Origin of the sequence: Lonepinella sp. BR2357 (assembly GCF_051851525.1) — a bacterium.
GTDB lineage: Bacteria > Pseudomonadota > Gammaproteobacteria > Enterobacterales > Pasteurellaceae > Lonepinella.
This window is the reverse complement of the sequence record NZ_JBPDVG010000011.1, coordinates 14,140-38,426: the sequence shown is the minus strand read 5'-3', so window position 1 is coordinate 38,426 and position 24,287 is coordinate 14,140. Positions and strand designations below refer to the sequence as shown.

14 protein-coding genes are annotated in these 24,287 nt (G+C 40.8%); 8 read left to right on the top strand and 6 right to left on the bottom strand.

All coding sequences use genetic code 11. The features are described 5' to 3' along the window. Position 1 precedes the first annotated feature (1 nt). On the top strand, positions 2 to 3,937 hold the full coding sequence (tamB, locus tag ACTG7L_RS08525) for an autotransporter assembly complex protein TamB (protein WP_439328178.1): 3,936 nt from the start codon (positions 2 to 4) through the stop codon (positions 3,935 to 3,937). 18 nt (positions 3,938 to 3,955) lie between these two features. Then, positions 3,956 to 5,500, top strand: a complete 1,545-nt coding sequence (gene ppx / locus ACTG7L_RS08520) for an exopolyphosphatase (RefSeq protein WP_439328177.1) — start codon at positions 3,956 to 3,958, stop codon at positions 5,498 to 5,500. A 50-nt stretch (positions 5,501 to 5,550) separates the two neighbouring features. Here the strand turns inward: ppx and glmS are convergent, their stop codons facing one another. The 4 genes from glmS to glgP form a co-directional block, all read right to left on the bottom strand. Continuing rightward, a complete protein-coding gene (gene glmS / locus ACTG7L_RS08515; protein ID WP_439328176.1) occupies positions 5,551 to 7,383 on the bottom strand; it encodes a glutamine--fructose-6-phosphate transaminase (isomerizing) in 1,833 nt (610 codons plus the stop codon). A 24-nt stretch (positions 7,384 to 7,407) separates the two neighbouring features. Beyond that, positions 7,408 to 8,178, bottom strand: coding sequence for a DeoR/GlpR family DNA-binding transcription regulator (locus ACTG7L_RS08510; RefSeq protein WP_439328175.1), 771 nt, complete (start codon positions 8,176 to 8,178; stop codon positions 7,408 to 7,410). Positions 8,179 to 8,384: 206 nt separating this feature from the next. After that, on the bottom strand, positions 8,385 to 10,451 hold the full coding sequence (gene malQ, locus ACTG7L_RS08505; protein WP_439328174.1) for a 4-alpha-glucanotransferase: 2,067 nt from the start codon (positions 10,449 to 10,451) through the stop codon (positions 8,385 to 8,387). Positions 10,452 to 10,495: 44 nt separating this feature from the next. After that, the gene (glgP, locus tag ACTG7L_RS08500) at positions 10,496 to 12,886 is read right to left on the bottom strand and encodes a glycogen/starch/alpha-glucan family phosphorylase (protein ID WP_439328173.1); all 2,391 of its coding nucleotides are present in this window, start codon (positions 12,884 to 12,886) and stop codon (positions 10,496 to 10,498) included. 148 nt (positions 12,887 to 13,034) lie between these two features. Here glgP and malT point away from each other — a divergent pair, with 148 nt between their 5' ends. Further along, positions 13,035 to 15,746, top strand: coding sequence for an HTH-type transcriptional regulator MalT (malT, locus tag ACTG7L_RS08495; protein ID WP_439328172.1), 2,712 nt, complete (start codon positions 13,035 to 13,037; stop codon positions 15,744 to 15,746). A gap of 137 nt (positions 15,747 to 15,883) precedes the next feature. Here the strand turns inward: malT and ACTG7L_RS08490 are convergent, their stop codons facing one another. Further along, entirely contained in the window at positions 15,884 to 16,879 is a 996-nt protein-coding gene (locus ACTG7L_RS08490; protein ID WP_439328171.1) for a hypothetical protein, read from the bottom strand. A 438-nt stretch (positions 16,880 to 17,317) separates the two neighbouring features. On the opposite strand from ACTG7L_RS08490, the gene polA reads away from it, so the two are divergent. Genes polA through ruvX form a run of 5 tightly spaced genes read left to right on the top strand, consistent with a single transcriptional unit; the run spans position 17,318 to position 22,499 of the window. Further along, positions 17,318 to 20,200 (top strand): DNA polymerase I, encoded by a 2,883-nt coding sequence (gene polA / locus ACTG7L_RS08485; protein ID WP_439328170.1) that lies wholly within the window; start codon positions 17,318 to 17,320, stop codon positions 20,198 to 20,200. After that, positions 20,200 to 21,015, top strand: coding sequence for an NAD(+) diphosphatase (nudC, locus tag ACTG7L_RS08480; RefSeq protein WP_153985336.1), 816 nt, complete (start codon positions 20,200 to 20,202; stop codon positions 21,013 to 21,015). Before polA ends, nudC begins: the two co-directional genes overlap by 1 nt. Positions 21,016 to 21,049: 34 nt before the next feature. Then, entirely contained in the window at positions 21,050 to 21,523 is a 474-nt protein-coding gene (locus tag ACTG7L_RS08475) for a low molecular weight protein-tyrosine-phosphatase (RefSeq protein ID WP_439328169.1), read from the top strand. Then, on the top strand, positions 21,520 to 22,077 hold the full coding sequence (locus ACTG7L_RS08470; protein WP_439328168.1) for a YqgE/AlgH family protein: 558 nt from the start codon (positions 21,520 to 21,522) through the stop codon (positions 22,075 to 22,077). Before ACTG7L_RS08475 ends, ACTG7L_RS08470 begins: the two co-directional genes overlap by 4 nt. Next, positions 22,077 to 22,499 (top strand): Holliday junction resolvase RuvX, encoded by a 423-nt coding sequence (gene ruvX / locus ACTG7L_RS08465; protein WP_439257484.1) that lies wholly within the window; start codon positions 22,077 to 22,079, stop codon positions 22,497 to 22,499. The genes ACTG7L_RS08470 and ruvX overlap by 1 nt, the downstream gene beginning before the upstream one ends. Positions 22,500 to 22,536: 37 nt before the next feature. On the opposite strand, the gene proS is transcribed toward ruvX, so the two are convergent. Further along, positions 22,537 to 24,252 (bottom strand): proline--tRNA ligase, encoded by a 1,716-nt coding sequence (gene proS / locus ACTG7L_RS08460; protein WP_439328167.1) that lies wholly within the window; start codon positions 24,250 to 24,252, stop codon positions 22,537 to 22,539. Between the last annotated feature and the right edge of the window lie 35 nt (positions 24,253 to 24,287).

Here is a 24,287-nt window from a genome sequence, read left to right as displayed (position 1 = left end):
GATGACAGACTCAGTTAAACAACCAGAAAATACACCGCAATCTAGCCCAACCACAAAGGGCAAAAAAAGCAAAATTTTACACCGCAGTTTGGTGGCGACTGGCGTACTTGCCGGTATCGCTGGCTTAGCTGGCGTGGGCGTGGCTGGCATTATGGGCACCGAAAGTGGTACCCAATGGGCTGTCGGTTTAGCGGACAAATATGTAGATGGTTTAACCATTGGCGAAGTGCAAGGCAAATTGCAGAATGGCTTAGTGTTAAAAAATGTGGAATTTCAATCCGCCGGCGTGGCTACCAATATTGCTCAGGCCGAACTCAAATTTGATTTTGGTTGCTTACTAAAAGCGGATATTTGCATTGAGAATTTACATCTACAACAGCCGGCCATTCAGATTGATACCAGTAAATTGCCACCGTCTGAACCGGAAGAAGAAAAAGAACAAAGTGAAATGCGGCGAATCACTTTGCCAGTTTCGGTCGCCGTGAAAAATGTGGAAGTGGATAATCTGGCGTTAGGCATTGATCATAATCAGATTCATCTTGGCAAATTCAAAAGTGCGGTGTTTTTAAACAATGAAAATGGTTTAACCCTTGAACCGACACAGATTAATGATGTTGCCTATATTCTGACTAGCAATACCAAAGAGCAAGCAGAAAAAGACAAACAAGCCCAGATTCAAGCCGAAAAAAGCCCAAGTGAGCCGATCAACTGGCAACAAATCGAGCAAAGTTTAACCCCCGCATTATTGGCGAATCTGAATGAAATTATTTTGCCTTTTGATATGCACGTTCCTGATATTTCAGGCAAAAACTGGCAATATCAACAATTCACTGATGGCAAGTTAGTGCAACAAATTGATGTGCCAAGCGTACAAGTGCAAGCGGATGCTACTGGTTCAAATGTGGCATTACAAACGTTACACATTGACAGTTCGGTAGGTAATATCCAAGCACAAGGCAATATGCAGTTGGATCAAGACATGCCACTGAATTTAACCTTGCATTCTGATTTGGATACCTTTAAACAAGGCGATGAGATTTTATTGCCAAAATCCGTGGTGGATCTGTCTGTCAGCGGAAATCTGAAAAAGACCACCGCACTTTCTCTGACCACGCAAGGTGTCGCCAAGGCCACGCTCAATGCGGATGTCCAACTTAATCAGGAAAAAACACCGTTAAATCTCACCTTAAATGTGGCTGAATTTGATTATCCGTTTAGCCAAACAAGCGATCCGCTTAAGGTGCAAAATACTACGCTAAATGTGAGCGGTAATTTGCTTGATTATCAGTTAGCGTTAAATGGCCAAATCAAAGGCATGTCCGCACCGTCAACGGATCTGGCGTTACAAGCCAGCGGTGGCATTTCACACACGGACATTGAGAAATTACAGGTCAATGCGTTAGACGGTTCACTCACTTTGGACGGAAAATTAAACTGGCAAGACGGCGTGGAATGGCAAGCGGATACGGATTTAAGCAAAATTAATCTGGGGGCCTATTTGTCTGCATTCCCAGCGGTATTATCGGGTAAACTCACGCATTCAGGACAAGTGAAAGGCAATCAATGGGCAATCGCCGTACCTGAATTAAATATTCAAGGTTCGCTGTCGAAAAATCCACTCAGCCTAAAAGGCAGTTTGACGTCAGATAATCAGGTCTTGTTAAACACATCACAAATTAGCTTAAATTATGGCGTCAACCATATTGTGGCCAAGGGTAAATTAACCGAACAATCGGATTTTGCGTTAGACATTAACGCTCCCAACTTAAAAGGACTGTTGCCTGATTTATCCGCTGCATTAATAGGCAAAGCCCATATTAAAGGCAAAATCACCGAACCGAATTTAGATCTCGATTTAGTCGGCAGTCATATTCAATTTCAACAGTTAAAAATTGCCAAAGTCAGTGCCAAAGGTAACGTCAGCACGGAACAACAAATTCAAGGCGATTTAAATGTGGAATTAAGCGGATTAAGCCAAGGCGAGATTAAATTGAATCAAGCGAAATTAACCGCATCAGGCAATGAAAAATCTCACCAATTACAATTACGCTCCAGTGGTGAACCGGTGGCTGGAGGCTTAAATTTATCCGGCAGTTTTGACCGCAGTTCGCAAGTGTGGAAAGGCACCTTAAGCCAAGTTGCGGTAAATTCACCAATCGGTGAGGTGAAAAATAGCCAAAATATTGATATTAGCTTTGATAATAAACAAACGCTTGCTACCATTTCGAGCCACTGTTGGAAACATACGGACATTGATTTGTGTTTTCCTCTATCCTTTAAAGCCGGCAAAAATGGGGAAATTCCTTTTGAGTTAAAACGGTTCAATTTAGCCTTGGTCAATAAATTAGCCGAGCAAAATGGCTTATTACAAGGTACCTTACGCAGTACTGGTACCTTTGCGTGGAATGAAAATAAACCGCTTAAACTTGATGTCACCGTCAATGGCGACGGCGTGGCGGTGGCACAAAAAATAGACTACCGCACCTTTAAATTAGCGATTCCAAAATTAGCGTTAAACGCTCAATTAGATAACGATAATTTGGCGGTGAAATCCGATATTCAGATTCAAAATAACGGTCGCATTAATGCAGATGTGAACATTAAGGATATTGTCAAAGCACGCAAATTATCCGGTGCCTTGAAGATTGACGGCGTGAATCTGAATTTGGCGAACCAATTATTATCCAGTAGTGAAAAAATCTCAGGTGGCATTACATCAAACTTAACCTTTGCAGGGGATTTAAATGCACCGCTGTTAAATGGTGCCTTTAATATTAATCAGTTAAAAGCCAAACTCAAATCTTCTCCAGTGGAAATCACTGGCGGTGCTGTGGCGTTAAATTTCTTGGGCAACCGCTCTACGCTGCAAGGCGATATTCAAACCGCCGACAGCCGTTTAAATATCGATGGTGAGGCAGATTGGAAAACCCTTGAACAATGGAACGCTCAAGTGCATGCCCAAGCAGATAAATTCTTGGTGAATATTCCGTCCATGGCCAAAGTGCGAGTGAGTCCGAACGTGACCGTGAAAGCCAATCCGAAATTATTAGCCTTAAGTGGCAATGTGGATATTCCATGGGCCAGAATTGCGGTGGAAAGTTTGCCAGACAGTGCGGTGTCGGTCAGCAGTGATGAAGTGATTTTAGACAGTGCGAATCCACTGAAAAATGGCGACGTGTTAGCATCTCGTCAAATGGCCGCCACCACGGAATCAGGGATGTTGATTACGTCAGATTTAGAGATTAATATTGGCAAGGATGTCAATGTCAAAGCCTATGGCTTAGACAGTAATTTAGAGGGTAAATTATCCGTTAAGCAAGACAAAGGACAGTTAGGTTTATACGGACAAGTGGATCTGAAAAATGGACGCTATGCCTCCTTTGGGCAAGATCTGCTGATTCGTAAAGGGCAAATTAGCTTTTCTGGTTTACCATCACAACCGCTATTAAATATTGAGGCCATTCGTAATCCTGAAGCGATGGAGGACAGTAAGGTCACCGCTGGGATTAAAGTCACCGGTGTGGCAGATTCTCCTGATGTGGTAGTATTCTCTGAACCTAGTATGCCGCAAGATCAAGCCTTGTCTTATATTATCACCGGTCGCTCATTAGAAAGTAGCGGAGATGCCGGTTCAAGCGGTTCTGTTGGGGCGGCCTTGCTCGGCATGGGATTAGCCAAAAGCGGTAAGCTAGTCGGCGGTATTGGAGAAGCCTTCGGTATTCAAGATTTAAACTTAGGCACTTCTGGTGTGGGTGACAGTTCTAAAGTCGTTGTGAGTGGTAACATTACGCCTCGTTTAAAAATTAAATACGGCGTAGGATTATTTGACGGTCTTGCCGAAGTCACCTTGCGTTATCGTTTAGTTCCACAACTTTTCTTACAATCAGTATCTGGGGTCAATCAGGCCTTTGATGTATTGTATGAATTTGAATTTTAACCTTTTTATGATGAATTTATGAATACAATTAATTTAATCAACAAAGCCACCGCACTTTCGCAGGGCAATTTACACCAAGCTCGTGAAATTGCCGCCATTGATTTAGGCTCCAACAGTTTCCACATGATCGTGGCACGTATCGTTAACGGATCCATCCAAATTTTGTCACGTTTAAAACAAAAAGTGCAGTTGGCAAAAGGGTTAGATGAAAATGGTATTTTAGATCAAGAAGCTATTACTCGCGGAGTGAATTGCCTTGCTTTATTTGCTGAACGATTACAGGGTTTTCAAGCAGAAAATGTGAATGTAGTGGGTACTTACACGCTACGAAGTGCGGTGAATAATGCGGAATTTTTACGCCAAGCCAAACAGGTGTTTCCTTACCCGATTGATATTATTTCAGGCCAAGATGAGGCCAAAATGATTTACGCTGGCGTGTCGCATACCCAGCCTGAAAGTGGTCGTAAACTGGTCATTGATATTGGTGGCGGTTCCACAGAAATGATTATTGGCGAAGATTTTGACCCCATGGTAGCCGAGAGCCGCAATATGGGCTGTGTCAGTTTTGCCAAACAATTTTTTCCTAATGGTGAAATCAACGTGGAAAATTTTGAACATGCTCGCCAAGCTGCCCTAAGCCGTATTCAGGATCTCGCTCAACCTTATCAACAATTAGGTTGGCAATATGTCCTCGGTTCATCTGGCACCATTAAAACCGTTCATCAGGTGATCACAGCCACGCTCGATCCCGACGGCATTATCACCGCCGGTCGGTTAGATTTTCTGATTGAACGGACACTAAAAGCCACGCACTTTGATAATTTAAAATTGTCTGGCTTAAACGAAGAACGAGCTGATGTATTCGTGCCGGGGTTAGCTATTTTGAGTGCGGTATTCGACACTTATCAAATTGAACAAATGCGTTATTCTGATGGTGCCTTACGTGAGGGCGTGATGTACAGTTTGGATAAAAATTTCCAAGTAAAAAATATCCGCCAACGTACCGCCGAATCCCTAGCGGAACAATTTAATCTTGACCGCATTCAAGCGGAACGCGTGAGCAAAACGGCGGTGCAATTAGCCCAACACTTTCACGATTGGCAAGCCAGTGAGTTTGCCGAAGAAATGCAAGAAATCTTATTATGGGCGGCGTTGTTGCACGAAGTGGGCATTGTGATTAATCATAAAAATATGCAAAAACATTCCGCCTATATTCTCACCCATATGGAATTGCCCGGTTTCGACAAAGAACAACAACGTTTGCTTGCCACGCTCGTGCGTTTGCAAATCAATGGTTTTCATTTAGATGATGTTGCTCAATTTTCTCGCTACACACCACAAGATGTGTTGGCGTTAATCCGTTTATTGCGTTTGGCCATTCTGCTTAACCGCTCACGCCAAGCCACGGAACAAACCGAAAAAATCTTCCTCAAAACCCACCGCACTTTGTGGCAACTGGATTTTGAACCTGATTATTTGGCACGCAATCCGTTAGTACAACAGGATTTAAAAACCGAACAACGCTTTTTGATTGAAATGGGGTTGGAATTGGGGATTGAGTAGAAAAAAACAGGTGCGTAAAAACGCACCTATTCTTATATTCTAAAGAGATTTTACTCCACCGTCACCGCTTTCGCTAAGTTTCTCGGTTGATCCACGTCGGTGCCTTTAATAATCGCAATATGATAAGACAATAATTGCAATGGCACGGTGTAGAAAATCGGCGCAGTCACTTCATCCACTTTCGGTAACACAATGGTTTTAAAGCCACTGGCCTCTTCAAAGCCCGCATCATGGTCAGCAAATACATAAAGTTGACCGCCTCTGGCACGCACTTCTTCAATATTGGATTTCACTTTTTCCAATAAATCATTTTCAGGTGCCACCACGACCACAGGCATTTCGCTGTCAATTAACGCCAACGGCCCATGTTTGAGTTCGCCTGCGGCGTAGGCCTCGGCGTGAATATAGGAAATTTCTTTTAATTTCAAGGCGGATTCCATGGCAATCGGGTAATATTCGCCACGGCCTAAAAATAAGGTATGTTGTTTATCGGCAAAGTCCTCGGATAATTTTTCAATTTGTTTATCAAAAACCAACGCACTTTCAATTTGAGCAGGTAAACGTTGTAAAGCCTGTACAATGTGATGTTCTTGTTCTTCGCTCACCTGACCATTTAAACGTCCCATGGCCACGTTTAATAATAATAAACAGGTTAATTGAGTGGTAAAGGCTTTGGTGGAGGCCACACCAATTTCTACGCCCGCTTTGGTCATAAAAGCAAAATCGGATTCACGCACTAAAGAGGAACTGGCCACGTTACACACAGTCATGGCCGCCATATAGCCCGATTCTTTGGCAAGGCGAAGTGCGGCTAAAGTATCTGCGGTTTCACCGGATTGCGACAAGGTTATTAATAAGCTATTCGGGCGAGTAACAAATTTACGGTAACGAAATTCGGACGCAATTTCCACATCACAGCTCACGCCGGCAATAGACTCAAACCAATAACGAGCCACCATGCCTGCGTTGTAAGAGGTGCCACAAGCCACGATTTGCACGTGTTGCACTTGCGATAAAATATCCACGGCATTCGGTGCGATAGATTGAATATCCACCTTGCCGTCTTTAATACGACCGTCTAATGTGTTGATAATGGCCACCGGTTGTTCAAAAATTTCTTTTTGCATATAGTGACGATATGGCCCTTTATCTGCCGCATCTGCCTCAAAATTACCCTCGTGAATTTCACGCTCAACAGGTTCACCAGCACGATTAAAAATGCTCACGGTACGGCGTGTAATTTCGGCAACGTCACCCTCTTCTAAATAAGCAAAACGGCGAGTCACGCTTAATAATGCCAAGGGATCAGAGGCCAAGAAATTTTCACCCACGCCATAACCAATCACCAACGGTGAACCCGAACGAGCGACGATTAAACGTTCTGGATCTTGTTCATTCATCACCACTGTGCCATAGGCTCCACGTAGTTGTACCACCGCTTTTTGGACAGCCTCTAACAAGGTTTTTGCGGTGCGAAATTCCCATTCCACTAAATGAGCGATCACTTCGGTATCGGTTTGCGATTGGAACGCATAGCCACGATCCTGTAATTGGGCTTTTAATTCAAGATAATTTTCAATAATGCCGTTATGCACCACGGCAATATGCCCTGAACGGTGGGGGTGTGCATTGGTTTCTGATGGCTCGCCATGAGTTGCCCAACGCGTGTGCGCAATCCCTGTACCACCCACTAATGGCTTGGCGTTCACCGCATCTTCAAGGGATTTCACTTTCCCCACTCGGCGAGCAATTTGCATATTTTTATCCGCACTTAACACCGCTACACCAGCAGAATCATAACCCCGATATTCTAAACGGTGTAAGCCATCCACTAAAATTTCTGCCACATCACGTTGTGCGACTGCACCGACGATTCCACACATAAGTTGTTTTTCCTTTTCTAAATATTATTCAGCGACAATCACTTGTACGCCTAAGTTTTCAATAAATTGTTTGTCCTGCATTGAAATTTGATTATCGGTTATCAACACATCAATTTGTGCCCAAGTCAGTTCTAAATTCGGCATTCTTCGGCCAATTTTTTGACTTTCCACCATCACAATCACTTCACGGCTGACATCCGCCATCACCTGACTTAATCCAATTAATTCGTTAAAAGTGGTGGTGCCACGTTCTAAATCTATGCCATCTGCCCCAATAAACAGTTGATCAAAATCATAAGATCGCAACACTTGCTCCGCCACTTTTCCCTGAAAAGATTCCGAATGGGTATCCCAAGTGCCACCGGTCATTAACAAGGTCGGCTCATTTTCCAACGCTCGCAATTCTGTTGCAACCGAAAGAGAGTTCGTCATTACCACTAAGCCTTGCTTACCGTCTAACTGCTTAATCAATGCCGCTGTGGTACTGCCACTATCCACGATAATACGGTTATGTTCCCGAATGCGTTCTGCTGCGATTTTGGCAATGGCTAACTTTTGTTTCGAAAGTAACTCTTCCTGTTCAAAAATATCTTGTGGCATTAAAATGGCTCCGCCATAACGGCGAAGTAAAAAACCGTTGTTTTCTAATGCAGTGAGATCTTTACGAATCGTCACTTCAGAAGTGTCAAATAGCTGGACTAATTGCTCAACCGTGATCTCGCCCTGTTGTTGTAACAGTTGCATAATCTGTTGACGACGTTGTTGAGTATTGCGTTGGTTAAAGTTTCGTTTCATTAGACTTTAGTCATGATTAGTTTCGATTCGGAATTATATAGAAAATAAAAGGAATGTAAATAGAAATTTTGGTATAGACACCTAAGTAAACGTATTTTTCGCCCATAAAAATCCCCCGAACAAACAGGGGATAAATTTTTTGGCAGTGCGACATAATACCGAGAAATTTATGGGCATTAACCCCATTATTGTCAATCTTTATTCGTTTACGCATTATCCAACCGCTGCTCTTTCACCCCAATCAACAACGCCTGAATTTCCCGATCGGCAAAAATCGCATCAATATTTTTAGTTAATTTCCGCCGCCAATTAGCGTACTGCGTACTGGTGCCGGGGATATTAACAGGTTCGGTCATATCTAACCAATCTTCGGGTTGTAAACCAAATAATGCACTGCTTACCTTAGCCACATAGCGTTGTAATTGATGATTGAATGTTTTGTTGACTGGAGAATCAAGGGTTTCATCAATCCCTTGTTCAATGTCTATCCCAGCTTGTTGCAAACGATCTAAGATTTTATGTTTTGCTCGCACTCTGTCTTGTTGCAAAATGCTCAAGATTTTAGGGTTTGGATAAACGCCAAACTGTTTCCCCAACTCAAAATCATAACCACGCCAATAACCGTTAATGGTGGGTAAATCGTGGGTACTGAGGGTTGTCATGGCTTGATAAGGATACTGTTGTAAATCTCGGCTTTGTCCTTGTTGGCCAAATTCAAAATAAAAGATTTTGTAAGAGAGAATGCCAGCATTGCGTAATTTACTGACAATTTCTTTTGGCACAGTACCTAAATCTTCTCCAATGATAGTGCATTGATGACGCTGGCTTTCAAGTGCCAGAATCGCAATTAAGTCGTCCACTGGATAACGGATATAAGCCCCGTTGACCGCACTATCCCCTTTCGGAATCCACCATAAACGCAATAAAGACATAATATGATCAAGGCGTAACGCACCGCAGTGTTGCATATTAGATCTGACTAATTCAATAAACGGACGATAGGCTTGTTGTTGCAAAATGTGTGGATTGAATGGCGTTAATCCCCAATTTTGCCCTTGTGGTCCAAGTACATCGGGTGGCGCACCGACAGAAGCATTTAGGCAAAATAAGGTTTTATTATTCCAAGTTTCTGCCCCATTGCCCGTTACGCCGACGGCTAAATCACGGTATAAACCGATTGGCATCGCTTGTGCTTTACACAAAGCATCACATTCTGCCAGTTGCTGATCCGCAATAAATTGTAACCAACTGTAAAACAAAATATCCTGTTGATGTTGTTGGCGGAATTGTTGCACGGCTGGCGAGTTAAAATCTTGATACTCTTTCGCCCAAAAATCCCAACCCCATTGTTCAGAAAAGTGCTGGCTCAAATGGGCGTGTAACGCATCAAAGGTTGCTTGTACTTGCAGACTTTCACCGCCTTGTTGTAAGAACTCAATGAAAGTAGGATTTTCTTTATCCGCTTGCTGAAAGGCAAAACGTAATCCTGTTAATTTTAACGGAATAACATCCGCATAGTTAATCCAATCTGTGGCTCGAAGTGCGGTTAATTTTTGTTGAATTTCATCGGAGTTAAACCACGCTTGTGCTGCTTGGCTTTGTTGAAATTCCACAATGCTTCCGATGTCAATATAAGCAATATTTAACCAACGGCGTGAAGATGGGCTGTAAGGACTGGCAGATTCAGGATTGGCAGGGAAGAGTGCATGAATCGGATTCAAGCCTAAAAAATCTGCTTGATAAGGCTCGAGCTGTTGGATAAATTGTTTTAGATCACCAAAATCGCCGATCCCCCAGTTGGTTGCTGATTTTAAGGTATAAAGCTGTAAAAAGGTTCCCCATAATTTTTTGTGTTCCAGCAGTTCAATCGGCTGATAACAACGTTCAGGGGCGATAATCAGCACGCATTGCCATTGTTGTTTGCCTACGGTTAATTGTAATTGATGATAGCCCAGTGGTAAATTTTGTGGTAACGGAATCGCATTGCGTTTGATTTTCCCTTGCAAAGGTTCAGTCTGGTTTTCTAACCAAAGCTGCCATTTTCCCTGTATGTGTTCACGTTGATTGGTGGTATTTAATGGGAAAAAGTGCGGTGTTTTTTGGCGAAATATTTTCACCGTTGGCAACAATGAATGTTGCGAGAAATTATTTTCAAACGCTTTGAGTAACCGCTTTTTTACTTCCGTTTTAGGGGGAATTTTTAATCCCCTTTCATCAAAAAAATACGGCAAAATACCCGCTTGTTGGCATTGTTTATTCAATATTGTTGTCATCATATTCCCCTTATTTTCCCCTGCTGTAACAGGGGAAAACGTTGTTATTTCAACCAAATACGTTGTTGATAATCTCGAATGGAACGGTCAGAACTGAACATACCAAGCCGAGCCGTATTCAAAATACAACTGTGTAACCATGCTTCCCTGTCTAAATAAGCCTGTCCAATGCGTTGTTGAGCTACCATATAGCTATCAAAATCCGCCAACACTAAGAACGGATCACGTTCTATTAAGCTGTCGATCATCAATTTGAACATCGCCTTATTGCCTTGGCACACCGCCCCTTTGGTTAAAAAATCCACCGCACTTTTTAACACGGGATTTTGTTGATAATAGGCTTTTGGGTCATAACCTTGTGCCAACAGTTCGCGGACACTTTCTACCGTATGACCGAACAGGAAAATATTTTCTGTACCGACCATCTGGGCGATTTCCACATTAGCACCGTCCAATGTACCAAGGGTTAATGCCCCATTTAAGGCGAGTTTCATGTTGCCCGTCCCTGAGGCTTCTTTACCTGCCATGGAAATTTGTTCCGACACATCGGCGGCGGGAATAATTTTTTCCGCCAGACTGACGCGATAATCTGGCAAAAATGCGACCTGTAATTTATCTTTCATTTGCTTATCATGATTAATCACTTGTGCCACGTTATTAATGGCATGAATAATATTCTTCGCCAAATAATAGCCTGGTGCCGCTTTGCCTGAGAAGACAAATAAACGTGGCGTGAACGGCATATTTGGATTGTCTTTCAGCTGTTGATAAGTCGCAATAATATTGAGTAAATTCAAATGTTGGCGTTTGTATTCGTGGAAACGTTTAATTTGCACATCAAAAATGGCATCTTCATTTACGCTTAAACCAAGGGTCTGTTTAATTTCCGCACTCAATATCGCTTTGTTATGTTGTTTAATTTGGCGATATTCGGTACGGAAACCGCTATCTGCCACATATTTCTCAACACCCTGTAATTGTTCAAGATTTTTAGTCCAATCGGTTTGTAAAGTGCGATCTAATAAATCACTTAATTTTGGATTAGCTTGACGAATCCAGCGGCGTGGCGTGATACCATTGGTCACATTACAGAATTTGGTTGGGAAGATTTTATGATATTCAGGGAATAAATCCGTCACCAATAAATCTGAATGAATTTGAGCCACTCCATTGACTTTAAAGCAAGTGACCACACAAAGATTTGCCATGCGAACCCGATAATCAAATAAAATCGCCAATTTTTCCCAAACTTGTGGATTTTCACCAAATTCTGACCGCACTTTTTGCTGGAATAAACGATTGATTTTATCCACAATCTGGAAATGACGTGGTAATAACTGTTTAAATAGGCGTTGATCCCATTGTTCCAAGGCTTCGGGTAATAAGGTGTGGTTGGTGTAAGCAAAGGTGTTTGAACAAATTTCCCAAGCCTGATCCCAGCTTAAATTATAGTCATCTAATAACACTCGCATTAATTCTGGAATAGCCAGAGTTGGGTGGGTATCATTTAATTGAATCACTTGATATTTAGCAAAGTCTTGTAGGCGATGACCCTGTGCCAAATGACGAGCTAAAATATCCGCCACTGAACAAGCACAGTGGAAATACTGTTGCATTAAGCGGAGTTTTTGCCCTGCTTTATGGTTGTCATTCGGGTATAACACTTGGGTTAAGGCAGCCGCATTAACGATTTCTTTGTCCGCAAGCAAGAATTTACCGTCATTAAATTTCTCAAAGCTAAAGGTTTGATCGTTATCCGCTTGCCATAAACGTAAAGGCTGCACGACATCATTTTGATAACCCACCACAGGCAGATCATAGGCTTTACCTTGAATGGTCAATGCAGGTTGCCATTCGTATTTATCATCTTTAATGCACTGAATTTTGCCCCCAAATCCCACTAATTGGGTTTTGGCTGGATTGTGGCTTTGCCACGGGTAATCATTGCGTCCCCAAAAATCTGCACTTTCTTTTTGTACGCCGTTTTCAAAGGTTTGTTTGAATAAACCGTACTGGTAATGCAAACCATAGCCTGTGGCAGGTTGTCCAAGGCTTGCCATGGAATCTAAGAAACAGGCAGCTAATCGACCTAAACCACCATTCCCCAATGCAGGATCACGCTCTTGTTCTAACACATCAACGATTTCTACTCCATAGTTGGCTAAATAGGCTTTGGCTTGCTGGTAATAACCTAAATTCATCAGGTTATTGCCGGTTAATCGCCCGATAAGAAACTCCATAGAAAGATAATTGACGTGGCGAGTATCCGCCTTTTTTTGTGCTGGTTTGGCATAAGCTAAAGCAAGGCTTCCTTCGGCTAACACTTGATACCATTGGCTCAAAGAAAACTGTTCGGCACCGTCCACATCAAAATAACGGCAGTATTTTTGCACGACAGTATCAAATGATGCCTGAGTAAATTGGTTTTGTAACATAGCAACTCCATAAATTTTTATTAAATCTCTATGTTTCATTATCTTGGATCAATGTAAAAATAAATCATCCTTGCTATAATCTTCGTAGTATGACTATAAAGAAGTAGAGAAACCGTATTCTCCTACACCAACTGGATACCTTAAATATATGCTCATTCCATCAAAACTGATTTGTTCTTACCGCTTACAAAATAGCGTGATTCGAGAGCGTTTAATACAATTATTAGATAAAGCCTGTGAATATCCTTTGGTGCTGATTAATGCACCTGCGGGTTATGGTAAAACCACGTTAATTTCTCAGTGGATTAATTCACAACAACCCAAAAATGTGGGTTGGTATTCGCTAGATGAAAGTGACAATAATCCCGAACGTTTTGCCACCTATTTTTGTGCAGCTCTTAGCCAAGCGATTAATGCAGAACAGCCCATAATAGAAGATGGGCAATTTAATCATCAAGCCAGCTTATTTACCTTATTCGATCAGCTGTTAATTAAGATTGCTGGCTTAAAAGGGCATTTCTATTTGATTATAGATGACTATCATTTAATTGAAAATGAAGATATTCACGAAGCATTAAAATATTGGATTCGTCATCAGTCCGATAATATGACATTGATTTTGCTTTCTCGCTCCGTGCCACCGTTAGGCATTGCCAATTTGAGAGTGCAAGAACAATTATTAGAAATTGATGCGGGTCAATTACCTTTTAATCATCAAGAAAGTATTGCTTTTTTCCAATCTCGTCTTGATGCAGAATTAATTGAACCAGAAATCACCGCACTTTGCGATGAAGTAGAAGGTTGGCCGACCGCCTTACAATTAATTAGCCTATCCGTTAAGCAACAAAACACCTCATTACAGGACGCTGCCAAACGGTTAGCCAAGTTAAATAATTCCCATATCAATGAATATTTAAATGATGAAGTGCTAAATAAGCTCGATCAGACAGCTCGCAAATTTTTGCTCCAATGTTCCGTGCTGCGTTCCATGAATGAAGCATTAGTACAACATTTAACGGGTGTAACCAATAGCCGCAAATCCTTAGAAGAGTTAGAAAAACAAGGTTTATTCTTACATCAAATGGATTCCGAAGATAACTGGTGGCGTTTTCACCCTTTATTTGCCACGTTTTTATGGCAATGTTGCCAAACCGAATTAGGCGAAGAATTGCAAGATCTTCATCAACGGGCAGCAGAAGCATGGTTAAAATTGGGTTATATCACCGAAGCCTTATATCATGCGATGCAATTAGAAAATCGTTCCATTTTGTTATCCATTCTAAATCAACATGCTTGGGATTTATTTCATCATGGTGAACTGCAATTATTGGAAGAAAGTTTACAATGCCTAAATGAAGACGAATTTATGCAACAGCCCAATTTAGTCTTACTCAAGGCATGGCTGGCACAAAGTCAACATCGACATAATGAAGTAATCGGTATTTTTAGCCAATTTAAACAAGCATTACAGCAAAATAACATACAATTAAGCAAAGAAAATCAGGCGGAATTTGATGTATTATTGGCACAGGTCGCCATTAATGACGGCAATGAAGATACGGCGTTATCCCTTGCATCAAAAGCACAAGCCGATTTACTTGAAAACGCCTATTACGCACAAATTGTGGCAAACTCTATTATCGGTGAAGCACATCATTGTTATGGTAATCTGGAGCAAGCCTTAAAAATCCAACAACACACTGAAAAAATGGCACGTCATCACCATACTTATCATCATATTTTATGGTCGCTGTTACAACAATCAGAAATTTTAATGGCACAGGGCTTTTTGCAAGCCGCTTATGATATGTTGGATAAAGCCACCCTGTTTGTGAAAGAAAATCACCTACAAAAAATTCCTATGTATGAGTTTTTGCTCCGCTTAAAAGGGCGTATCTTATGGGAATGGTACAATCTTGATAAAGCTGAAGCCATGGCAAATGCAGGCATTCAAATTCTAAATAAAGCCTCTGATAAATTACAATGTGTGACGCTATTAAGCAAAATTTCACTGGTACGTGGTGATTTAGATAACGCTGATCGGTTGATTAAAGGCTTAGATATTTTACAAGGTATGCACGATTATCATGATGACTGGTTAGCCAATGCTGATTCTGCCAAAGTATTGTTATATCAAATGAATAATAATCTTGAAGCCATGCAAAACTGGTTAATTCAAAGTAAACAACCCCACACTGATCGCAATCATTTTAGCCAAGAACAATGGCGAAGTATTGCCCGAGCGTACATTGCACTAGGTGAATTTAGCCAAGCGAAACAGATTTTAGATCGTATCATTGAAACCGCCCAGCAACTCAATTTAACCAGTGATTTAAATCGAGCATTAATATTGCGTAACCGTCTGTATTTCTTACAGAATGAAAAAAATCTGGCTCAAACAGATTTGCTTGAAGCACTTCGCTTAACCAAACAAACAAATTTTATCAGTGCGTTTGTGCTTGAAGGCGATATTATGGCACAACAAATTCGTCAACTCCTGCAATTAAGCAATGTATTAGACGAATTTACCCAACATAAAGCACAATTTATTTTACGCAGTATCAATCAGCACTATCGGCATAAATTTGCCCATTTTGACGAGCAATTTGTAGAACGTTTATTGAAAAATCCTGAAGTCCCTGAATTACTTAAAATCAGCCCACTGACCCAACGAGAATGGCAAGTGTTAGGGCTGATTTATTCAGGTTATAACAATGAACATATTGCAGAAGAATTACAAGTCGCCATAACCACCACTAAAACCCATATCCGCAATCTATACCAAAAAATCGGCGTAGCAAATCGCACCGAAGCCATTGATTATACTAAGGAACTGTTGAGATTGATGGGGTATAGTTAGGATAAAAATAAGTTAGAAAATACCGCACTTTGGAGCTTATAATTTAATTTGTTATTAAAATACCTATTTTTGAATATTATTCCAGAAACAGGTATTTACACAAATTTTGTTATAGGCTCTTATAGGCTCATAGAATATTACATTAATGCTCCATTATTAAAATCATTAATATAATCATTTGAGATATTATTCCTGATAACGTTTAAATTCTGAGTATTTCCCTGCTGAAAGCCGAGTTTATACAAAAACTCAATCAATTCATTGCAATTTAATCTAGAATCAATGTTGCTTACACCTGCTGTCACATTAATACCTAAATGAATAAACTTGTTTCTAACAAAATCACTGCTAAAGTGTATTCGAGATTCATTTCCCCAAGCTCCTTGTTCAGAATTTCTTTCATATACTATATTTATATCATTAGGATGATTAGCTAAATATCCTAAAAATTTATAAAAAGTTTGATTAGAGCAATTAATCTGTAGTTTTTTACCGAACATTACATCCATATTTTTTCTCCGACGACGTAATAATGATGTACGTATATTAACGCATGGTTCAGGGTATAAACTGCCAAATGGCGTTTCTCTTGTAATTGTATTCTCTTTTATTTTTTCTGTTTCTATTCCTCCTATAAGGTACCAATAATTACCGACAGGATTCCAACTTAACTCGGACTCTTTTGGTCTTAAAAAGCATCCAAATAAAATCCAATTATAATTAGATAAATTATTTTCAAATTGATATTGATGAATTAATCTTCTTCCGTAAGGTTTGTCATCATCAATTTGTTTATTCATTACTTTATTTAATATTTCATAACTAGGTAAAGTTTCAGTCTTAACATCAATGCGATAAGAAATTGAACTATCCTCTCTATTTTTAAAAATTAAGTCATATTTATCAGCTAGTTTGTAATCTTTTCTTATATAATCTTTCCAATTATAACCAAAGTAAGTTGCACAAGAAAACTCCCCTAAAAAACCAAGAACTTGTCTAGCTTCTTCACTTAAATAACCTAAATAGAAATGCGGTTTAAGGTTTGGAGATCTTCTCTCCACTTCTCTTACAGCGGCTTCAAACATTTCTTGAGTTATTTCAATTCTATAATCACATAAATCATAATTAGTCATATTTTAATCATTCTATTTAAAGTAACTTTTCAATACCATTTCAAACCCAATTATTCTGATTGTGATATGGTATAATCCACTTTCTTTTTAGTCAATTAAATAAGTTAGTAGATTATAAGTGATCTTATATCGACTAATTATTCCAGCGCTTATTAAACCAAAGTGTAACACAACTTCCCAATCTGAGAATTGCCCTAAAAGTACGATTTGAATCACATCAAATGTAAATTTGTCTGCCATATCGCACGACTAAGCCATGACTGCCCGAATGTTCAAATTATACAAATCCAGTGCCTAGCTGTTTCAGCTAGTAAGTCAAAATGCTTGACTCAAAAATTGGATTTTTTCTTTTAGCAAAATAACCATTTCACATATAAAATACAATTCTTCCGCCAAATTAAGCTATAATAAGGTCATACTAAATTAGCGAGAAATACTATGACCCAAATTGCCCCAAACCCTCTCGTCCTCGTGGACGGTTCGTCTTATTTATATCGTGCCTTTCATGCCTTTCCTCCTTTAACTAATTCGCAAGGTGAGCCGACTGGGGCGATGTATGGTGTGTTGAATATGATCAAAAGCCTGATTTCGCAAGTGCAACCAAGCCATATTGCGGTGGTGTTTGATGCTAAGGGCAAAACCTTTCGTGATGAACTGTTTGAGCAATATAAATCCCATCGCCCACCGATGCCTGATGAATTGCGGTCGCAGATTGAACCGTTACATCAGATGATTCGGGCATTAGGCATTCCGTTATTGTCCATTGGAGGCGTGGAAGCTGATGATGTGATCGGTACGCTTGCCATGCAGGCGGCAAGTGTGGGGAAAAATGTGCTCATTTCTACGGGCGATAAGGATATGGCACAGCTGGTTAATCAGCATATTATGCTGATTAATACCATGAATAATAGTCTGTTAGATCGTGCTGGTGTGATAGAAAAATATGGGATTCCACCTGAATTGATTATTGATTATTTGGCATTAATGGGCGATAGCTCGGATAATATTCCTGGTGTCGCTGGCGTGGGTGAAAAAACCGCATTGGGCTTGTTACAAGGGATTGGGTCAATGACGGAAATTTATGCTAATCTCAATAAAGTTGCCGATTTGCCGATTCGTGGTGCGAAAAAATTAGGCGAAAAATTGTTATCTGCCAAGGCAGATGCGGATCTGTCCTATGTGTTAGCCACCATTAAAACCGATGTCCCATTAGAAGTGAGCCATGATCAACTCCAAATCGGTACAGCGAATAACGATCAACTTGCTGAATATTTTGGGCGATATGAATTTAAACGTTGGTTAAATGAAGTATTGAACGGCGAAAGTTCCGTGACGAATCCAACAGAGCAAACGGTAAAGATTAATCCTTATCAGGCAACCGCTAATATTGCCAAAGAAGAAAAAATTGAGCAAAGTGCGGTGAAAAATTTAGTAAAAATTGACCGCACTTTATATGAAACGATCACGACAGAAACACAGTTAAATCAGTGGATTAAACAAATTGAGCAAGCCAAATTAGTGGCGGTGGATACCGAAACTAACGCCCTTGATGCCATGCAAGCGGAATTAGTCGGTATTTCCTTTGGATTGGAAAATGGCAAAGCCTGTTATATTCCCTTAGGACATTGTAAGCAAGTGGCTGTGCATCATGAGAATGGACAAGGGGATTTATTCGCCGATGCCGAAAGCCCTGAAATGCAATGGAAATTAATTGAAAATCAATTAGATAAACAATATTGTTTAAACCAATTAAAACCCTTGTTAGAGAACGCTAACATCAAAAAAATCGGACAAAATATTAAATATGATTTAACAATTTTTGCTAACCATGGCATTGCCGTGCAAGGGGTGCAATTTGATACCATGTTAGAAAGCTATGTGTTAAACAGTACAGGGCGACATAATATGGACGATTTAGCCGAACGTTATCTCGGACATCAAACCATTGCGTTTGAAACCTTAGCGGGCAAAGGCAAAAACCAACTCACCTTTAATCAGATTGAGTTAGATAAAGCCACCGAATATGCGGCAGAAGATGCCGATGTTACCATGAAATTGCATCAAACCTTATGGCAAGAATTACAGGCGACACCTGAGCTGATTACGTTATTTGAACAAATTGAATTGCCGTTAGTCACGGTGCTTTCTCGCATTGAACGGCACGGCGTGTTAATTGATAAGCAAGCGTTGGCAACACAATCTGCGGAAATTACCTTGCGATTGAATGAGCTAGAACAACAGGTGCATCAAGAAGCAGGCGAAACCTTTAATTTAGCATCCACCAAGCAATTACAAGAAATTCTGTTTGAAAAGCTCGCTTTGCCAGTCATTGCCAAAACCCCGAAAGGCTCGCCATCCACCAATGAAGAGGCGTTGGAAGCGTTAGCTCAACAAGGGCATATTGTGCCAAAATTGCTGATTGAACATCGTGGTTTAGCCAAGTTAAAATCCACTTACACCGATAAATTACCTTTGATGATTAACCCCAAAACAGGGCGAGTGCATACCTCTTATCATCAGGCAGTAACCAGCACAGGACGGCTTTCATCCAGCGATCCCAATTTACAGAATATTCCTATCCGCAATGAAGAAGGGCGTAAAATTCGCCAAGCCTTTATTGCCAGAGAGGGCTTTAAAATCGTGGCAGCGGATTATTCACAAATTGAATTACGCATTATGGCACATTTATCGGGCGATCACGGTTTAACTAATGCTTTCCAACAAGGCAAGGATATTCACCGTGCTACCGCAGCGGAAATTTTTGGCTTGCCACTAGACAATGTTAGCAGTGAACAACGGCGTAGTGCCAAAGCGATTAACTTTGGTTTGATTTATGGCATGTCAGCGTTTGGTCTTGCTCGTCAGCTCGGTATTGCTCGGGGTGAAGCACAAAAATATATCGATTTGTATTTCCAACGCTACCCAAATGTACAAACCTTTATGACGGATATTCAAGCCAAGGCAAAAGCTCAAGGCTATGTGGAAACCCTATTCGGTCGCCGTTTATATTTGCCTGACATTCATTCCAGCAACACCATGCGAAGAAAAGGGGCGGAGCGTGTGGCAATTAATGCACCAATGCAAGGGACGGCGGCGGATATTATTAAAAAAGCCATGATCGCCTTAGATAACAAAATTCAAAATAATCCAGATATTGTGATGATTATGCAAGTTCACGATGAATTGGTATTTGAAGTGCGGTCGGAAAAAATCGAAGAATTTAGCCAACTGATTAAAACCGAAATGGAAAATGCGGCTCAATTAAGCGTGCCATTAATTGTGGATGTGGGTGTAGGCGATAACTGGGACGAAGCACACTAATGAAAACGATCAGCAATGAAACGGGCTACTGGTTAATTCACCAAGCCCAACAAATTTATTTCCCCAACCATGAATTGCCTTTTGGCAGTGCGGAACAATTAGGCTTAATCGGTAAGCAAGCCACCCAAATCGGCGAATGGCATAATGCACCACTGTATTTGGTGCAAGAAGAAACGACCAATAAAAACACGGCAAATGAACAACGAGAATGGACAACTTTACGTGCTTTATTAGGTTTACCTAAAACACAATTTTATTTGCTCAATCGTGGCATTGAACTCAATCATTTCTTTAAAACCCATCAATTTTGCGGAAAGTGCGGTGAAAAAACCGCAGTCACTTGCGATGAATGGGCGGTGCAGTGCCAAAATGCTGCTTGTCATTATCGAGCCTATCCCGTGATTTGTCCGTCTATTATTGTTGCCGTTCGCCGTCATGATGAGATTTTACTGGCATGCCATCAACGCCATATCCGTAGCGATGGGAGTGCTGGATTATATACCACGCTGGCAGGTTTTGTGGAAGTAGGCGAAACCTTTGAGCAAACTGTAGAGCGTGAAGTGTTTGAAGAAACAGGGATTAAAGTGAAAAATATCCGCTACTTCGGCAGTCAGCCGTGGGCGTTTCCCAATTCCCAAATGGTCGGCTTTTTAGCAGATTATGACAGTGGCGAAATTCAGTTGCAAGAAGCTGAAATTGTGGATGCCAGATGGTTCAAATATAATGAACCCATGCCTGAATTACCACCACAAGGGACGATTGCGTTGGAGTTGATTAAAGCCACATTGAAAATTTGCGAGCAATCCCCAAATTAACCCTATAACTTAATTAACAAAAACATAAGAAAATATGCAAAAAATCAAAATTCTCTTTGTATGTCTTGGCAATATTTGCCGTTCCCCTATGGCTGAATATTTAATGCGAGATAAAATTCAAAAAGCAGGTTTATCCGATTTTATTGAAACGGATAGTGCTGGTACATCAGGCGAAAATGATGGTGATGATATGCACTGTGGAACCGCCGATGTATTAGATCGCTTAAGGATTAAAAGTCATGATTTTGTCAGTCGCAAAGTGCGGTTAAAAGATCGAGAGAATTTTGATTATATCATCGCCATGGATAACCATAATTTATACGATTTACACCGCTTATTTGGTAAACAACAAAATATTTTTGCTATCGCCAGCCTTTGTCCTGATTTAGCTTATGATCATATTCCTGATCCTTGGTATACTGGACGTTTTGATGAAACCTATCAATTACTTGAGCAATGTTGCAATGCCCTATTAATTAAAATCAAACGAGAACATAAATTACCATGAATTTGCAAAATCACTTATTAATCGCAATGCCTACCATGGACGATGATTATTTTCATCGTGCGGTGATTTTTATGTGTGAACATAATGACAAAGGTGCCATGGGATTAGTCTTAAATCAACCAACAGATTTAAGCCTTACCGAAATGGTGGCAAAATTGCGTTTTATGATGTCTGATGACAAAGTTTATCCACAGGATTATGTGGTGGCTGGTGGACCTGTTAGTATTGAGCGTGGTTTTATTTTACACACCCCAACAGTACAATCTTTTCTACATAGTTATAAAATTAGTGACCGTTTACAACTTACTACCTCAGCCGATGTAATTGATACTTTCGGTACACCAAATGCCCCTGAAAAATATTTGGTTGGCTTAGGCTGTGCCAGCTGGGTGAACGGTCAGCTAGAGCAAGAAATCGCTCAAAATATGTGGTTAGTTATGCCAGCAGATGAGCGGATTATTTTTGATGTAGCTTATCAAGATCGTTGGACAGAATCGCTAAAATTATTGGGGATTGATAGCCATAATTTAAGTGGTAAGGCAGGATATTGCTAATGGGGATCACTGTTCTCGCCTTTGATTTTGGCACCAAAAGTATCGGTTGTGCGGTGGGACAATCTATTACTGGCACGGCACAAGCCTTGACCGCCTTTAAAGCACAAGATGGTATTCCAAATTGGGACGCTATTGAAAAATTACTCAAAGAATGGCAACCCGATCGCCTTGTGGTCGGTTTACCACTCAATATGGATGGCACCGAACAGGCTCTCACCTTACGAGCCAAAAAATTTGCCAACCGTTTACACGGGCGTTTTGGTTTACCTGTGGAATTACAAGATGAACGCCTTACCACCGTGGACGCTAGAGCAGAAATTTTTCAACGTGGCGGTTTTAGAGCTTTAGATAAAGGCAAAGTAGATGGTATTTCGGCTTGTTTAATTTTAGAAAGTTGGTTTGAATTACATTCTATGGCATAAAAAATACAGGGGCATAATCTATGCCCCAATCTATAAATTAAGCGTTTACATTTGCACGCAAAAAATCCAATAACTGATCTTTGGCAATCATCTGTTTTTCACCCGTACGGCGGTTTTTATATTCAATTTCGCCATTCGCTAGATTTTTCTCACCAATCACGACCATGTGCGGTACACCGATTAACTCCATATCTGCAAACATGACGCCAGGGCGTTCTTTGCGATCGTCAAAAATCACATCGACACCTTGCGATTGTAAAGTGCGGTATAAATCTTCGGAGAATTGTTGCACTGTGTCGGATTTGTGCATATTCATTGGCACAATCGCCACCGTGAATGGGGCAATTTCATCGCTTGACCAAATAATCCCACGCTCATCATGATGTTGTTCAATAGCCGCAGCGACCACACGGGTGACACCAACACCGTAACAACCCATGGTCATCACCAATGGTTTGCCGTCTTCGCCTTGCACGGTGGCTTTCATGGCTTCGGAATATTTCGTCCCCAGTTGGAAAATATGCCCCACCTCAATGCCCCGTTTAATTTGCAACGTGCCTTTTCCATCTGGGCTTGGATCACCCTCGACGACGTTACGCAAATCAAAAATCTCAGGCACAACCACGTCCCGTTCCCAGTTCACATTGAAATAATGTTTGCCGTCAATATTCGCGCCCACCGTAAAATCAGACATTAATGCCACGGAGCGATCAATCACCGCTGGAATCGGTAAATTCACCACACCTAGTGAACCCACACCTGCCCCAATTTTGGCTTTAATTGTTGCTTCATCGGCAAATTCTAATGGATCAGCGACTAACGGGTGTTTTTGAGCTTTAACTTCATTTAATTCATGATCGCCACGTAAAATTAAGGCGATTAACGGCTGTTCTTCTGTAGCCCCTTTTACAATCAAGGTTTTGGCGGTTTTCTCAATCGGCAGATTAAACTGTTCTACTAACTCATTAATGGTTTTCGCATTTGGCGTATCTACTAATTCCATAGCTTTGGTTGGTTGTTGGCGTTCACCTACCGCCACCGCTTCCGCTAATTCAATATTGGCGGCAAAATCACTTTCGGTAGAAAATACCACATCATCTTCACCGCTTTGAGCCAGCACTTGAAACTCATGTGATGCGGAACCACCGATTGAACCTGTATCCGCTTGTACTGCACGGAAATCCAGATTTAGCCGATTGAAAATATTGCTATAAACCTGATACATCACATCATAAGTTTGTTGTAAACTTTCTTTCGTGGTGTGGAAAGAATAAGCGTCTTTCATCACAAATTCACGGGAACGCATTACGCCAAAACGTGGACGAACTTCGTCACGGAATTTGGTTTGAATTTGATATAAATTCAACGGTAACTGTTTGTAAGAACTGATTTCACGGCGAACTAAATCGGTGATCACTTCTTCGTGAGTAGGTCCTAACACAAAATCACGTTTACCACGATCGGTAAAACGCAATAACTCCGCACCATAATCATTCCAACGCCCTGATTCCTGCCAAAGTTCGGCAGGTTGCACCACAGGCATTAGCACTTCAATGGCACCACCTTTGTTCATTTCTTCACGAATAATATTTTCAACTTTCTTCAATACCTTAACACCTGTTGGCAACCAGTTATATAAGCCAGATGCCATTGGGCGAATCATACCTGCTCTTAGCATTAACTGATGGCTCACCACTTGAGCATCATTCGGGGTTTCTTTTAGCGTTGAAAATAAATATTGACTTGTACGCATTGGTATTCCTAATTATTTTATCTATTCAAAAAAAT

Bases quoted from the DNA above. Each gene is read 5' to 3' on its own strand.
- ACTG7L_RS08510 (WP_439328175.1), bottom strand. From the start codon at position 8,178: ATGAAACGAAACTTTAACCAACGCAATACTCAACAACGTCGTCAACAG.
- proS (WP_439328167.1), bottom strand. From the start codon at position 24,252: ATGCGTACAAGTCAATATTTATTTTCAACGCTAAAAGAAACCCCGAAT.
- glmS (WP_439328176.1), bottom strand. From the start codon at position 7,383: ATGTGTGGAATCGTCGGTGCAGTCGCACAACGTGATGTGGCAGAAATT.
- tamB (WP_439328178.1), top strand. From the start codon at position 2: ATGACAGACTCAGTTAAACAACCAGAAAATACACCGCAATCTAGCCCA.
- polA (WP_439328170.1), top strand. From the start codon at position 17,318: ATGACCCAAATTGCCCCAAACCCTCTCGTCCTCGTGGACGGTTCGTCT.
- ACTG7L_RS08490 (WP_439328171.1), bottom strand. From the start codon at position 16,879: ATGACTAATTATGATTTATGTGATTATAGAATTGAAATAACTCAAGAA.
- ppx (WP_439328177.1), top strand. From the start codon at position 3,956: ATGAATACAATTAATTTAATCAACAAAGCCACCGCACTTTCGCAGGGC.
- malT (WP_439328172.1), top strand. From the start codon at position 13,035: ATGCTCATTCCATCAAAACTGATTTGTTCTTACCGCTTACAAAATAGC.
- ACTG7L_RS08475 (WP_439328169.1), top strand. From the start codon at position 21,050: ATGCAAAAAATCAAAATTCTCTTTGTATGTCTTGGCAATATTTGCCGT.
- ACTG7L_RS08470 (WP_439328168.1), top strand. From the start codon at position 21,520: ATGAATTTGCAAAATCACTTATTAATCGCAATGCCTACCATGGACGAT.
- malQ (WP_439328174.1), bottom strand. From the start codon at position 10,451: ATGACAACAATATTGAATAAACAATGCCAACAAGCGGGTATTTTGCCG.
- ruvX (WP_439257484.1), top strand. From the start codon at position 22,077: ATGGGGATCACTGTTCTCGCCTTTGATTTTGGCACCAAAAGTATCGGT.
- glgP (WP_439328173.1), bottom strand. From the start codon at position 12,886: ATGTTACAAAACCAATTTACTCAGGCATCATTTGATACTGTCGTGCAA.
- nudC (WP_153985336.1), top strand. From the start codon at position 20,200: ATGAAAACGATCAGCAATGAAACGGGCTACTGGTTAATTCACCAAGCC.